The organism is Nocardioides sp. Z21_20, assembly GCF_059766585.1.
In genome coordinates, this window is sequence record NZ_JCBAJX010000024.1 from 1 (window position 1) to 13012 (window position 13012).

Below are 13012 nucleotides of genomic sequence, written 5' to 3' on the forward strand. Positions count from 1 at the left end.
TCGGGGTACTTCCTTGGTGCTGCCATGACTCTCATCCTCCATGGATTGAGAGCCTCCACCAGACCCGGGGCGATTCACCCTCCCCAACGTGCAGGAGGCCACGGTGGCCGCGTGGGTGTCACCCACCTCTGTCAAGGCGACGTTCGTCGACGACAAGGACTGCACTCTCACAGTGGCCCCCGGCAGCGTTCTGGTCGGCGACAGGATTGCCGTCTACACGATCCGCCGGAGCACCGGACTGGCGCACTACTACATCGGACCGCTCGGCCCGTGGACCCCGCCTGAGGATTGGCCGCTGAACACGTCCACAGGAACCGTCACACTCACCAGCGCCCAGCCCGGTGACCCGTTCTGGAATGCCACCATCGAACAGCACGCGACGGAGGTACAGGTTCGGAGCCACTGGCTCAGGCACGCTAAAGCGGGCGACCGGCTCATGGTTTCCCTGACCGGTGCCGATGCTGCCACCGGCACCCTTCAAGCCATGCCCCTGTGCTGCTGCCTCCCATGAGGAACATCACAAAAATGCTGCGAGGTGTTGACTCCACTCGTTAGAGTGCCGATAGTTCTACTGCGAGCCCTTTACAGGGTTGTCGCACATACGCAGTGCCGGACGCAAGGGCCGGTCGGAAGAGGCGGACCTCGCGGTCCGCCTCTTTTGCGTTTCCGCAACAACCCACTAGCCGTAGGTCCACGCCGCCGGTTGCGGGTGCACCTACGGAAGTCTGTCCAGCCACCCGGGAGCCGTGGTCCGGTTAGTGCTCGTCCAGCGCAGGGCATCCTCCGTCGATACAGGTGGAGATCCGCATCGGCCGGGTCCGTTAGCACAGCGGTGGACGGCGGCCCACCCAAGAGCCCAGGCAAGGACCAGAGATGGCAGACACCTCCGCAGGGCGCGGGGAAACTCCCCAGGAAGCGCGGGGAAACCAAATTTCAGGACCATCAGGCACCCCCTCTGACCTGCGGGAACGCACTTTGGTCTCCAGCCCGCCAGAGAGAACAGCCCCTGACCTGGGAAACCCCGGGTCGGGGGCTGTTCTCATCGGCGCCCCTGCGCCCCCTGCCCGCAGACGCCGCCGCGCGCCTGCGTCCGAGCGCCCGAGGCCCCGCGACGGTGGCCAAGGGCCCATGCCAAGTAGGGACTTCCGGCCCTTTGCCCTCCCCACCGCCCAGGGCTTGAATAGTGAGTGCGAGGAGAACCGAGGCAGAGGTGGCGTCAGGTGGCTGGGCGACCAGCAGTACCGGCCAAGACTCCTACACCGTGTCAAACGGCCTGGTTCTCCTCGCCATACTTTTGTCTGGAACATTGGTCACGCCATGCGACCAGTTACGAAGCGCGGAGATCGGGTACCGGTCCGTCACAGATCCTTCGACCATGAGGGACAAGCTTCGGAAGAGGACGCGAAATATGTGGGACATCATCGGCCTCCTCATTGGCGGCATCATCATCGGACTGCTCGGCAAGCTGGTTGCCCCGGGTGACAAGGACAACACGCCGATCTGGCTGACGATCCTGTGCGGCATCGGCGGCATCCTGCTGGGCTACTACATCTACGCCGCCTTCGGTGGCGACGGCAGCAGCGGCATCGACTGGGTGCGCTGGATCGTCGCCATCGTGGTCTCCGCGGTCCTCGTTGTGATCGCCTCGACCCTCACCGGTCGTAACAGCGGCTCCCGACGGGTCTGACCCGCGAGCAGCCTCTGACGGCGAGCAGCCTTCGACTGCCCGGCACCCCGACCAGGGTGCCGGGCAGTCGTGCGTCAGGATGGCCCGCATGACGTGGTTCACCTCGCAGGAGCAGACCGCCACCCAGCTGGCCTCGGCCGGGTACCTGGCGGATGCGGCCACCGTGACGACCACCTACCTCGCCGGCGTGCTGGAGAAGCCGCTGCTCATCGAGGGCCCCGCCGGAGTGGGCAAGACCGAGCTGGCCAAGGCGGTGGCGCAGGCGGGCGGAGCCGAGCTGGTCCGGCTGCAGTGCTACGAGGGTCTCGACGAGGCCCGCGCCCTCTACGAGTGGAACTACAAGAAGCAGCTGCTGCGCATCCAGGCCAGCGGGGCCGGGGAGTCGTGGGACGAGACCCACGACGACATCTTCACCGACGAGTTCCTGCTCACCCGCCCCCTGCTCACCGCGATCCGACGCGCCGAGCCGACGGTGCTGCTCATCGACGAGATCGACAAGGCGGACGTCGAGGTGGAGGGCCTGCTGCTCGAGGTACTCAGCGACTTCCAGGTGACGATCCCCGAGCTCGGCACGATCAGCGCCGTACGGCGGCCGTTCGTGGTGCTGACCTCGAACGCGACCCGCGAGCTGTCCGAGGCGGTACGGCGCCGGTGCCTCTACCTGCACCTGGGCTACCCCGACGCCGAGCGCGAGCGCGAGATTGTCACCTCCCGCGTGCCCGGGCTGGAGCAGGCGCTGGCCGTCCAGCTCGTCGAGACCGTCGCCCGGCTGCGTGAGCTGGAGCTGAAGAAGGCGCCGTCCATCGCCGAGAGCGTCGACTGGGCGCGCACCCTCGTCGCCCTGGAGATCGGCGACCTCGACGCCGAGACGGTGCGGGCCACGCTGGGCGTCGTGCTCAAGCACGCCTCCGACCAGGACCGGGCGATCCGTGAGCTGCGCCTCGCTGCCGCCCGGACGAGATGAGCTACCTCGACACCCACCTCGGCTTCCTGGAGGCGCTGCGCGCCGCCGGACTGCCGGTGTCGCTGGCCGAGGACCTCGACGCGGTCGCCGCGCTGACCCGCCTGGAGTGGACCGACCGGGAGACCCTGCGGGCCGGCTACGCCGCGACGCTGGTGAAGCGCCAGGCCCAGCGGCCGACCTTCGACGCCCTCTTCGACGTCTACTTCCCCCGGATGGTCGGCGACGGGGTGCAGGCGGAGCAGGAGCGCGCCCAGGAGGAGGGGGCGCTCGAGCAGGCGGGCCGGCCGGCGGCCCTGCGTGACTCCGCCGCGGCGCTGCGCCAGCTGCGCGAGCGCCTCGCGGAGGCCCTCAGCGCGGGCGACGAGGCGCAGCTGCTGCAGCTCGCCGGTGACACCGTCGGCCGGTTCGGGGCGATGCCCGGGCGGGGGGCCGGACTCTCCTCGTGGTCGGCCTACACCGCGCTGCAGCGGGTCTCGCCCCAGGAGCTCGTCGACCGGGTCGTCGCGGCCCTGCAGGCCGCCGGCCTGGGCGACGACGAGGCGCGGGCCCTCGCCGGGCGGCGCATCGGCGCCTTCACCCGCCAGGTCGAGGACGACGCGCGGCGCCGCATCGCGGAGGAGAAGGGCGCCCGCCACGTCGCGGACGTCACCGTGCGTCCCTCCCTCGAGCAGCTCGACTTCATGGCGATGCGGCGCGCCGACCTCGAGGAGCTGCGCCGCCAGATCCACCCGCTGGCTCGCCGGCTCGCCACCAGGCTGACCCAGGAGCACCACGCGAACCGGCGCGGCCCGCTCGACTTCCGCCGTACCGTCCGGGCCTCGATCTCCACCGGTGGGGTGCCGCTGACCACCCACCACAAGCCGAAGCGTCCGCACCGCACCGAGCTGGTGGTGCTCTGCGACGTCAGCGGCTCGGTGGCCAACTTCGCGCAGTTCACGCTGCTGCTCGTCTTCGCGCTGCGCGAGCAGTTCCAGAAGGTGCGCGCCTTCACCTTCATCGACGACGTCCACGAGGTCACCGGCCACTTCAGGCCCGGCGCCGACGCCGCCGAGGTGATGGCCGAGCTGGCCGCGAGCGCGGCGCACGCGGCGCTGTGGGGGCGGACGAACTACGGCCGGGCGCTCACCAAGTTCGGCGAGCGGCACCTCGACGCGATCGGTCCGCGCACCTCGCTGCTGATCCTCGGTGACGCCCGGTCCAACAACAGCGACCTCGCGGTCTCGGCGCTCGAGGAGCTCGCCGACCGGGCCCGTCACTCCTGGTGGCTCAACCCCGAGCACCGCCGACACTGGGACACCGGCGACTCCGCCGCGAGCGCCTACGGCGAGGTGGTGCCGATGGTCGAGTGCCGCAACCTCACCCAGCTCGGCGAGTTCGTCCACGACATCCTCTGAGGCCGGCTCAGGGAGCCAGGTACCCCAGCTCACGCAGCCGCTGCGCCTCCTCGATCAGCACGGGGTGCCCGGAGGCGTCGGCCGCCCGCCCACCGGCGACGTAGGGCCCGTCCGCGTCGGCCTCCCCGCCGTCGAAGACGACCGTGAGCCGGTTGGCGACGTTGATGTTCAGCAGCGAGCCGAGCAGCGCGATCGGGTCCCTCCTGTCCTCGAAGGAGAGCACGTGGGTGGTCGGCGGGATCCGGGGGACCTGCGAGGGCGGGGAGCCGGCCGTCACCACCTGGTCCACCACGAACCGCTCGGAGCCTGCCCGAGCCGCCACCTCGGCGGCGGTGACCCCACCCTGGCCGAAGCCGACCAGCATCACCCGGGTGTCGGTGCCCCCGCCGACCGCCGCCTCCAGGGAACGGATCACCTCGGTGGCATAGCCGGACGGGTCGCCGCCGACCAGTCGCAGCCGCGGTCCGCCCGCGGTGGCCGAGCCGGGGATCCAGGCGATCAGGCGGGCGTCGTCGACCCGCTGGATGCGCATCTGGCCGGACTCGGCGGCCAGTACCCGCATCACCTCCTCGAAGCCGCGCGGGGCGCCGCCCTCGTGCAGGTCCACCTCGGACACCGGCTGGGTCGCCGCGAACCCGCCGGCGGCGTCGCGCAGCGCGGCGCTCCCCTCGGTGGTGAGCGGTTCGACGCCCAGCGCCCGCAGGCCGCCCCGGGCGGCCAGCGCGCCGTCGTCGCCGGCGAGCGCCGGCGTGGCGAGCAGCGAGCGCATCTGCAGGCTCTCCAGCAGACCGCCGCCGCCGGACATGTGGTCGAGCAGGTCGGGGTTGTTGCCGGCGAGCTCCTCGAGGTACGACGCGACGCCGTCGCGGTCGAGCGCGTCGGTCTCGATCAGCCCCGCGGACACGATGGCGCCGCCGAGGGCGACCTCCGGTGCCAGGTAACCCACCGCCCGGCCGGCGATCGAGCCGAGCGTGCGGTAGGCGGCCTGTTGGAGGTCGTCGATCCAGCGGTAGGTCAGCACGGTGGCCCGCACGACCATCGCGTCGGCGTCGAGCTCGGCCGCGCGGGCGACCAACCCGTGCGGACCGGTGGTGGCCTCCCGGACGTCCTCCTCGACCCGGGCGAACGTGGGCGGGGACAGCGGCGCAGAGGCGACCACGTCCTCGTCGGTGAGCACCTCGGCGCCGAGCTGGGCTCGCTCGCGCAGCCGGGCGCCGGCGTCGTCGAACAGGCCGGCGAGGCGCAGCATCTCGTCGTACTTGTCGCTCAGCACCTGCTCGGGCGCGTCGACGGTGTCGAGGGGGGTGTCGAAGGCGTCGCCGACCGGTCCGCCGCTCATCCGGACACCTCCGCCAGAACCGGCGCCAGGAGGGCAGCCAGGTCGGCCGGCTCCACCCGGCTCACCTCGAGGCGTGGGCCGTCCTCGGCGACGTGCGGGCGCAGGGCATGCCAGCCGTCGGCGAGCAGCAGCCAGGAGACGACACCGACCACGGTGCGCTCGGTGGTCGTCACGTCGGCGACCAGCGCCCGCAGCCGCCCCTGCGCCTCCTGCGCGAGCGCCGCGAGCAGCGCGTCGACGTCCCCGCTCGGCAGCGGCGAGCCGGCCTGGTCCAGGGCGGGGCCGGCATTCTCGGTCAGCACGCTGAGTACGTCGCGCCGACCCGAGCGGATCGCCTCGCCGGCCGCGTCGGCGAGCTCGTAGGGGAGGTCGACGCACGCGGGCACCGCGGAGGTCCGCAGGGCGAGGTCGGCGGGCAGGGCGGCCACCCGGGCGAGCTCGCCGGCCCACCGGTCGATGCCGAACCAGGCCAGCTCGAAGACCACGCCGTCGGCGGTCGCCAGCGTCGCCACGGCGTCGCGGCTGTGGCGGTGCCAGGCCTTGACCTGGGCGGACCCGACGGCGAGGTCGAGGTCCAGGGCCAGCCGCGGTGTGGCGAGCAGCCCGACGGCTCCGGTCAGCCCGGCGTCCATCCCGTCGTCGGTGAGCAGCCCTCGGCGGCGCAGGGTCTCCTCGGCGGGGTGCAGCGCGGACAGCGCAGCCCGGTAGGCGGCCTCCTCGGGGGAGCCGGGGCTGCGGCCCAGCCGGTCGTCGAGCGGGTTCTCGGAGGCCGACGCGGGCTCGAAGGGCAACGGCGCGTCCCCGGCCCGGGCGGCCACCAGCCGCAGCTCGGGCAGGGTCAGGGCCACCCTCCGCGGCAGCTGGTCGAGCAGGCCGGAGGGGGCCGGCACCGGCTCGGTCAGGTCGATGGTGGGCATCTCAGGTCCTCAGAGTCCGGGCAGCGTGACGTCGAGCCAGTCGCGATGACCGGACGGCGGGGGCTCGAAGGCCAGCAGGATCCGGTCCTCGGGCGTCGGCTCGCGGCGTACGCCGGCGGGGTCGTCGTGCGCGTCGAGCTCCGTGAGCCGGGCCCGCGCATCGGCGGTGAGCCTCGCGGCTCGGCGCTCGATGCCGGCGATCGTCTCCTTGAGTCGGTCGACCTCGTCGCGGTGCGCCTGGAGCGACTCCGCGGCGGTCTCGTGGGAGCGCGCGGTGTCGCGTAGCTGGACGGACCGCTCGCGCACCCGGTCCCGCATCATCGAGGCGGCACGTCCGGTCCACGCGACCGCGTCGGCCCGCGAGACCAGTTGGTCGGCCAGGGCGCGGATGTCGTCGCCCTGCTCGCGCAGCTGGGCGGCGCGTCGGCGCAGTGCGGCCGTGTCGCCGTACATCAATCACCCTTTCGCGTGTTCATGACCCGGCATTCCCGAGAGTCCACCCCTTGAAACCCCGCGGTCAGTCGACCAGGTGGGGCAGGGCGCCGCCGATCCGCTCGAGTGCGGCGGTCAGATCGGCGCTGGGTCCGGCGAAGCTGAAGCGCAGGAACCGGTTGCCCACGGCCGTGTCGAAGTCGACCCCCGGGGCGACGGCGACGCCGGTCCGGGCGAGCAGCCGCCGGCTCAGCTCGAGGCTGTCGTCGGTGAGGTGGCCCACGTCGGCGTAGACGTAGAACGCCCCGTCGGCCGGGGCCAGCCGGTCGATCCCCAGCGAGGCCAGCCCGTCGATCAGCAGCCGCCGGTTGGCGGCGTAGCGCACCACGTGCGCGTCGAGCTCGGCGTAGGACTCGTCGGTGAAGGCGGCCACGCAGGCGCGCTGGGCGATCACCGGGGGACAGATGGTGAAGTTGCCGGTGAGGACGTCGACCGCGCGGCGCAGCCGGCGGGGCACCAGCATCCAGCCGATCCGCCAGCCGGTCATCGAGAAGTACTTGGAGAACGACGAGAACACGATCGCCTCGCGCGAGGTCTCCCAGGCGGAGCGGGCGAGCGGGTCGTAGCCGTCGAGCGGCGCGTACTCGATGCCGTGGTAGATCTCGTCGGAGATCAGCTGCACCCGGTGCTCCTCGCACCACGTCGCCAGCGCGGCCAGCTCGCTGGGCATCAGCATGGTGCCGGTGGGGTTGGCCGGGCTGGCGACCACCAGGCCGCGGATGTCGGGGTCCTCGGCGAGCAGCGCGTCGAGCTGGGCCACGGTCGGCTGGAAGCGGGTCTCCGGGCCGCACGGGATCTCGACGACCTCGCAGCCCAGGGCGGTGAGCACGTTGCGGTAGCAGGGGTAGCCCGGGCGCGCCATCACCACCTTGTCGCCGGCCTCGAACGCGGCGAGGAAGGCCAGCAGGAAGCCGCCGCTGGAGCCGGTCGTCACCACCACGTCCTCGGGCTCGACCACGATGCCGTGCATGCGCCGGTGGTGGGCGGCGATGGCCTCGCGCAGCTCGACGATGCCGGTGGCCACGGTGTAGCCCAGGGGGTCCTCGGAGCCGAGCAGCCGGATCGCCTCGGCCCGGACCGGGGCGGGTGCCCCCGAGCTGGGCTGTCCGGCGGTCAGGTTCAGCAGGTCGCCGTGGGTGCGTTGGCGCTCGGCGGCGGCGGCCAGCACGTCCATCACGTGGAACGGCGGCACGGCAGCCCGTGACGCCACGGCGTACCGGTCGGGCATGTGCTCTCCTCGGGTCGGCGCCGCCCCGAGCCCGGGGGGTCAGCGCGGGGTCAGCGCGGCATGGCGACCCGCCCGGCGACCGAAGAAGGAGCCCTCGCCGAGCTGGGTCCCCGAGCAGTATCCCCTGCCGTCCTGGGCGAGGTTGGAGGCGCACGCCCCCGCGGCGTACAGCCCATGGACTACCGAGCCGTCCGCGCGCTGCACCTCGCCGTCCACGGAGGTCCGCAGGCCGCCGAGGGTGAAGCCGGCGTAGAGGGCGTTGCCCAGCGTCAGGTCGAAGACCCCCCACGGCCCGGCCTCCTGCGGCGCCAGCCACTCGGGCGCCTTGTGGAAGTCGGGGTCCTCGCCGCGCGCGGCGTGCGCGTTGTAGCGCGCCAGGCTCGCCTCGAGGGCGCCCGGGGGCATGTCCAGCGCCTCCTCCATCTCCGCGAGGGTCTCGAAGCCGTCGAGGAACGGCACCAGGGGCATCGCGGGGTGCTCGACGTGCTCGCTGTCGACGATCAGGTACGCCGCGGCGCCGGGCTGCGCGAGCACGAACCCGCTGGTGCGGGCGTGGTAGGAGTCCTCGGCCACGAAGCGCTGCCCGAGCCGGTTCACGATCAGCCCGGTGACCAGGCTGGAGGGCGGGTAGAACGGGGCGGTGATGAACGGCTGGTCCATGTGCCGCAGCTCGGCGCCGACCGAGGCGCCCATCCGGATCCCCAGCCCGTCGTCATAGGTGGAGCCGAGGGTGAACAGCTTCCCGCCGAGCGCCGGGGTGTGCTCGGCGACCATGTCGGCGTTCATCACGAACCCGCCGTTGGCCAGCACCACGGCACCGGCGCGCACCGTGCCGCACTCCTGGAAGCGGCGCCAGCCCAGGCCCAGCACCCGACCGCGCTCGTCGGCGACCAGGTTGGTGGCACCGGTCTCGTAGCGGACCTCGACGCCGGCCGCCTCGATCTGCGCGCGCAGCAGGTCCATCACCAGCTGGGTGCCGCCGGTGTCACCGGGCACCGGGACCTTGTGTCCGCGCGGCGCCGGGACGGCCTGCTCGGAGAACGGCCACACCTTCTCGTTCCCGGTGAACATCAGCCCCTCGGTGCCGGGCTGGATCACGTTCTTCTCCGGGTAGTAGGAGCGCTCGAACTCGAAGCCGAGCCCCTCGAGCCAGTCGAAGTGCTCCACGGAGCCCTCGCAGTAGGCGCGGATCTTCTCCGGCTCCGGGTCCAGGGAGGTGGCCAGCAGGTAGCGGTACATCTCCTCGGGGGAGTCGGGGTGCCCGGTCGCCTGCTGCACCGCGGTGCCGCCGCCGAGGTAGAAGTGGCCGCCGGACATGCTGGAGGTGCCGCCGTGGACTGCGGCCCGCTCCAGCAGCAGCACCCGGGCGCCGGCCCGGGCCGCCTCCAGCGCCGCGCAGCCGCCGGCGATCCCGAAGCCCACCACCACGACGTCGTAGGCACGCCGGGCGGGGCCGTCCGCGGGGCCGTCCGCGGGGTCCAGGGCCGAGGCGGGCAGGACCGCCGGCAGCGTCGTTCCCCGCGCCTCGGAGGGCGTGGGCTGCTCGCGAGTCATCGCCGCAGCGTAGCCGTCAACTAGAACAAGTTCCAGTTTTGGCGGGAGGTCATGCACCTAGACTGACCTGACCGCGATCCGTCCGAGCACCGTCGGCCCTGCCTGAGAGGCGACCTTGACCTTCGACGTCCACCAGCTCGACTCCTTCGTGCTGGTCGGATCGCTGGTCACGCTGCTGGCCGTGCTCGCCGTCCGGGCCTCGACCCGCGCCGGACTGCCCAGCCTGCTGATCTACCTGTTGATCGGCGTGGCGCTCGGCGAGTCCGGGATCGGCATCGACTTCGAGGACGCCTCGATGGCGCACGCCCTGGGCTTCGGGGCGCTGGCGGTGATCCTGGCCGAGGGCGGCCTGACCACGAGCTGGCGCGAGGTGCGCCCGGCGATGCGGCTGGGCCTGTCGCTGGCCACGATCGGGGTGGCGATCTCGGTCGCGGTGGTCGCGGTCGGGGCCCACTTCCTGCTCGGGCTGCCGTGGGAGTTGGCCATCCTGCTCGGCGCGGTCTGCTCGCCCACCGACGCGGCCGCGGTCTTCTCGGTGCTGCGGGTGGTCCCGCTGCCCCGGCGGCTGACCGGGGCGCTGGAGGCGGAGTCGGGACTCAACGACGCGCCCACCGTGGTGTTGGTGACGCTGATCTCCAGCGGGGCGGCGGCCGACCAGGGCCCGCTCGTCGTCGTCGGCGTCGTCGCCTTCGAGCTGCTCATCGGCGTCGCCTCGGGACTGCTGTTCGGGTTCGGGGGAGCCTGGGTGATGCGGCGCGCGGCGCTGCCCTCGACCGGGCTCTACCCGGTGGCGATCCTCTGCCTGGCCTTCGCCGGGTACGGCGCGGCCGCCGCGGTGCACGGCTCCGGGTTCGCGGCGGTCTACGTGGCGGCGCTGATCCTGGGCAACAGCGACCTGCCGCACCGCGGCGCGACGCGCTCCTTCGCCGAGGGCATCGCCTGGCTCGCCCAGATCGGGCTGTTCGTGATGCTCGGCCTGCTGCTCTCCCCGGGCCGGATCACCCTGCAGACGGTGTTCCTGGCCCTCGCCGCGGGGCTGATCCTGACCTTCGTCGCGCGCCCGCTGTCGGTGGCGGTCAGCTCGCTGGTGGAGCCGATGCCGCTGCGTGAGCTCGGGTTCGTCTCCTGGGCGGGGCTGCGCGGAGCCGTTCCGATCGTGCTGACCACGATCCCGCTGGCTGCCGGCGTGGACGGCGCCGGCCGGCTCTTCGACATCGTCTTCGTGATGGTGGTGTTCTACACGCTGCTCACCGGCCCCACGCTGCCGTTCGCGGCGCGGGTGCTCGGGGTCGCCCGACGCGCGGAGCCGCGTGAGCTCGACGTGGAGGCCGCTCCCCTGGAGCGGGTTGCCGCGGACCTGCTCCAGGTGACGATCAGCCCGCACTCGCGCCTGCACGGGGTGGAGGTGGGCGAGCTGCGCCTGCCCCCGGGGGCCTCGGTCTCGCTGGTGATCCGGGACGCGGAGACGCTCGTCCCCGACCGCCGTACGGTCCTGCGTCGAGGTGACGACCTGGTGGTGGTCACGCCGCGCAAGCTGCGCGAGGCGACCGAGCACCGGCTGCGCAAGGTCTCGATGCACGGCCGGCTCGCGCACTGGCTCGACGGCGGCGAGGGGCGTCCCGCCTGAGGCGAGGGCAGCTCAGGAGACCGTGGGCCCGCAGAAGGACGTGTCGCGCTTGAGAACGATCGACTTGGGGCCCTTGCCCAGGCCCTTGAAGTCGGGGCCGACCAGGACGGTGATGGCGTCGGAGAGCGGCTCGCCCTTCACGATCTTGACCTTGCCGAGGTGCCGGGCGACCAGGCGCACGACAGGGCTGTCGGGGGTGTCGGTCAGGATCTGCGCCCGCTGCACGCGCATGTCGCGGGGGCCGTTGCCCCGCTTGCCCTCGGCGAAGCCGCGGCCGACGAGCAGGTCCATGGTGGCCGCGGCCTGCCCCTCCCGTCCGCCCGCGTTGTACACGCTGACGGTGATGTCTCCGGTGGTGACCCGGTCGCCGGCCTTGCCCTCCCGCGGCTCGCACTCCACGGGGAGCACGCTGTCGCCGAGCTTGCCGGGCAGGGGGGCGGTCAGCGCCGACCAACCCCACACCACCATGACGACGAGGATCGCGGCCAGCGTCGCCAGCGTCGCTCCGGTGCGCGCACGAGGCGTCATCAGCCCTCCAGCAGGTAGACGCGAGCGTGCAGGACGTTGCGCTGCTGCAGGGCGGCGCGCAGGGCGCGGTGCAGCCCGTCCTCGAGGTAGAGCTCACCGCGCCAGGCCACGACATGGGGGAAGAGGTCGCCGAAGAACGTCGAGTCCTCGTCCAGCAGGGCGGCGAGCTGCAGGGTGTCCTTCGTGGTCACCAGCTGGTCGAGCCGGACCTGGCGCGGCGGCACCTCCGCCCAGCCTCGCGAGCTGAGGCCATGCTCGGGATAGGGGCGTTCGTGGCCCACGCGCTTGAAGATCACGTGCGCGACTATAACGACGCCGCCCCCAGCAGGGCTGGGGCGGCGCTCAGGCCGTCCAGCGGACGAAGTCGTCCACGAGATCGGCCAGCGCGTGCACGCCGCGCAGGTCGCGGCGGTGGTCCATCAGCGTGGTCAGGGCCTGCGAGTGGCGGCTGCGCTGGACCAGCTGCTGGCGACGGATGCGGTCGAGGTCGAGGTCGACGGGGGTCTTGTCGTCCATGGGGGCTCCTCTTTCGTGAGCGGGTGATCCGGGTCGGTGGTCCGGATCCGATGACACGAGAGTCGGGGGTGAACGTCGCCGGGGGATTGACGGCGCGTTACAGGTTGATGACCTGGCCTGTGAGGTGGACTGCACCGCAACTACCGGACAGCGGGACGGCGAGGTGCTAGCCCGAGCAGCGCCCACCTAGGTTGCCGGGATGGACGACCTCGAGGCCATTCGCCAGCTCAAGTACCGCTACCTCCGCTTCCTTGACACCAAGCAGTGGGAGGAGTACGCGGAGACGTTCGTGCCCGAGGCGACCGGGGACTACGCCGGCCTGGTCTTCGACGACCGCGACTCGCTGGTGGCCTACATGCGCAAGAACATGCCGGCCGACCGGATCACCCTGCACCAGGTGCACCACCCGGAGATCACCGTCGAGGGGGACACCGCGACCGGTACCTGGTACCTGCAGGACAAGGTGATCATCCCGGCCTACAAGTTCGTGCTCGAGGGCGCGGCCTTCTACGAGGACCGCTACGTCCGCACGCCCGAGGGCTGGCGGATCGCGCACACCGGCTACCGCCGTACCTATGAGATGTCGTGGTCCACCGAGGACCTGGCTCACCTGAAGATCAAGCAGAACCCGACGCACTGAGGCTTGGGTGGCGGGTGGGGTCTGTGGGGAGGTGGCTTTCACGAGTTACCTCGGGCGGTCTCCAGGTCCTAGTGCAACACCGGGGTTTCGTACGGTCTGCCCAGTATCTCGTTGAGGGCCTCGGCT

Annotated in this window: 14 protein-coding genes; 6 read left to right on the plus strand and 8 right to left on the minus strand. The window is 72.1% G+C overall.

The features are described 5' to 3' along the window. Positions 1-88: 88 nt before the first annotated feature. The 4 genes from AC6EH9_RS19815 to AC6EH9_RS19830 all read left to right on the plus strand — a co-directional run bounded on the left by AC6EH9_RS19815 (position 89) and on the right by AC6EH9_RS19830 (position 4045). Positions 89-511, plus strand: a complete 423-nt coding sequence (locus tag AC6EH9_RS19815) for a hypothetical protein (RefSeq protein ID WP_498425406.1) — start codon at positions 89-91, stop codon at positions 509-511. Positions 512-1408: 897 nt separating this feature from the next. Further along, on the plus strand, positions 1409-1687 hold the full coding sequence (locus AC6EH9_RS19820; protein ID WP_498425407.1) for a GlsB/YeaQ/YmgE family stress response membrane protein: 279 nt from the start codon (positions 1409-1411) through the stop codon (positions 1685-1687). A gap of 88 nt (positions 1688-1775) precedes the next feature. Further along, positions 1776-2651, plus strand: coding sequence for an AAA family ATPase (locus AC6EH9_RS19825; RefSeq protein WP_498425408.1), 876 nt, complete (start codon positions 1776-1778; stop codon positions 2649-2651). Next, the gene (locus tag AC6EH9_RS19830; RefSeq protein WP_498425409.1) at positions 2648-4045 is read left to right on the plus strand and encodes a vWA domain-containing protein; all 1398 of its coding nucleotides are present in this window, start codon (positions 2648-2650) and stop codon (positions 4043-4045) included. The genes AC6EH9_RS19825 and AC6EH9_RS19830 overlap by 4 nt, the downstream gene beginning before the upstream one ends. Positions 4046-4052: 7 nt before the next feature. On the opposite strand, the gene AC6EH9_RS19835 is transcribed toward AC6EH9_RS19830, so the two are convergent. From AC6EH9_RS19835 to AC6EH9_RS19855, 5 genes are all read right to left on the minus strand, one after another. Continuing rightward, positions 4053-5384 (minus strand): hypothetical protein, encoded by a 1332-nt coding sequence (locus AC6EH9_RS19835; RefSeq protein WP_498425410.1) that lies wholly within the window; start codon positions 5382-5384, stop codon positions 4053-4055. Then, on the minus strand, positions 5381-6301 hold the full coding sequence (locus AC6EH9_RS19840; RefSeq protein WP_498425411.1) for a hypothetical protein: 921 nt from the start codon (positions 6299-6301) through the stop codon (positions 5381-5383). Before AC6EH9_RS19840 ends, AC6EH9_RS19835 begins: the two co-directional genes overlap by 4 nt. A gap of 9 nt (positions 6302-6310) precedes the next feature. Then, entirely contained in the window at positions 6311-6754 is a 444-nt protein-coding gene (locus AC6EH9_RS19845; RefSeq protein WP_498425412.1) for a hypothetical protein, read from the minus strand. A 64-nt stretch (positions 6755-6818) separates the two neighbouring features. Further along, entirely contained in the window at positions 6819-8021 is a 1203-nt protein-coding gene (locus AC6EH9_RS19850; protein ID WP_498425413.1) for a pyridoxal phosphate-dependent aminotransferase, read from the minus strand. A gap of 39 nt (positions 8022-8060) precedes the next feature. After that, positions 8061-9575, minus strand: coding sequence for an FAD-binding protein (locus tag AC6EH9_RS19855; RefSeq protein WP_498425414.1), 1515 nt, complete (start codon positions 9573-9575; stop codon positions 8061-8063). Between the two features lie 115 nt (positions 9576-9690). Here AC6EH9_RS19855 and AC6EH9_RS19860 point away from each other — a divergent pair, with 115 nt between their 5' ends. Next, positions 9691-11202 carry a potassium/proton antiporter gene (locus tag AC6EH9_RS19860; protein ID WP_498425415.1) on the plus strand — a complete coding sequence of 504 codons (1512 nt, stop codon included), beginning with the start codon at positions 9691-9693 and terminating at the stop codon, positions 11200-11202. A gap of 12 nt (positions 11203-11214) precedes the next feature. Here the strand turns inward: AC6EH9_RS19860 and AC6EH9_RS19865 are convergent, their stop codons facing one another. The 3 genes from AC6EH9_RS19865 to AC6EH9_RS19875 are packed head-to-tail and all read right to left on the minus strand — an operon-like array spanning position 11215 to position 12246. Next, a complete protein-coding gene (locus tag AC6EH9_RS19865; RefSeq protein WP_498425416.1) occupies positions 11215-11730 on the minus strand; it encodes a LytR C-terminal domain-containing protein in 516 nt (171 codons plus the stop codon). Beyond that, positions 11730-12026: a type II toxin-antitoxin system VapB family antitoxin gene (locus AC6EH9_RS19870; RefSeq protein ID WP_498425417.1), complete on the minus strand. Its 297-nt coding sequence runs from the start codon at positions 12024-12026 to the stop codon at positions 11730-11732. Before AC6EH9_RS19870 ends, AC6EH9_RS19865 begins: the two co-directional genes overlap by 1 nt. A gap of 46 nt (positions 12027-12072) precedes the next feature. Beyond that, the gene (locus AC6EH9_RS19875) at positions 12073-12246 is read right to left on the minus strand and encodes a hypothetical protein (RefSeq protein WP_498425419.1); all 174 of its coding nucleotides are present in this window, start codon (positions 12244-12246) and stop codon (positions 12073-12075) included. A gap of 199 nt (positions 12247-12445) precedes the next feature. On the opposite strand from AC6EH9_RS19875, the gene AC6EH9_RS19880 reads away from it, so the two are divergent. After that, the gene (locus AC6EH9_RS19880) at positions 12446-12886 is read left to right on the plus strand and encodes a nuclear transport factor 2 family protein (protein WP_498425420.1); all 441 of its coding nucleotides are present in this window, start codon (positions 12446-12448) and stop codon (positions 12884-12886) included. The last annotated feature ends 126 nt before the right edge of the window (positions 12887-13012 follow it).

What these genes read in the sequence shown, in the direction of transcription:
- AC6EH9_RS19835 (WP_498425410.1), bottom strand. Translation starts at nt 5,384, where the DNA reads ATGAGCGGCGGACCGGTCGGCGACGCCTTCGACACCCCCCTCGACACC.
- AC6EH9_RS19865 (WP_498425416.1), bottom strand. Translation starts at nt 11,730, where the DNA reads ATGACGCCTCGTGCGCGCACCGGAGCGACGCTGGCGACGCTGGCCGCG.
- AC6EH9_RS19875 (WP_498425419.1), bottom strand. Translation starts at nt 12,246, where the DNA reads ATGGACGACAAGACCCCCGTCGACCTCGACCTCGACCGCATCCGTCGC.
- AC6EH9_RS19855 (WP_498425414.1), bottom strand. Translation starts at nt 9,575, where the DNA reads ATGACTCGCGAGCAGCCCACGCCCTCCGAGGCGCGGGGAACGACGCTG.
- AC6EH9_RS19820 (WP_498425407.1), top strand. Translation starts at nt 1,409, where the DNA reads ATGTGGGACATCATCGGCCTCCTCATTGGCGGCATCATCATCGGACTG.
- AC6EH9_RS19880 (WP_498425420.1), top strand. Translation starts at nt 12,446, where the DNA reads ATGGACGACCTCGAGGCCATTCGCCAGCTCAAGTACCGCTACCTCCGC.
- AC6EH9_RS19830 (WP_498425409.1), top strand. Translation starts at nt 2,648, where the DNA reads ATGAGCTACCTCGACACCCACCTCGGCTTCCTGGAGGCGCTGCGCGCC.
- AC6EH9_RS19850 (WP_498425413.1), bottom strand. Translation starts at nt 8,021, where the DNA reads ATGCCCGACCGGTACGCCGTGGCGTCACGGGCTGCCGTGCCGCCGTTC.
- AC6EH9_RS19840 (WP_498425411.1), bottom strand. Translation starts at nt 6,301, where the DNA reads ATGCCCACCATCGACCTGACCGAGCCGGTGCCGGCCCCCTCCGGCCTG.
- AC6EH9_RS19825 (WP_498425408.1), top strand. Translation starts at nt 1,776, where the DNA reads ATGACGTGGTTCACCTCGCAGGAGCAGACCGCCACCCAGCTGGCCTCG.
- AC6EH9_RS19845 (WP_498425412.1), bottom strand. Translation starts at nt 6,754, where the DNA reads ATGTACGGCGACACGGCCGCACTGCGCCGACGCGCCGCCCAGCTGCGC.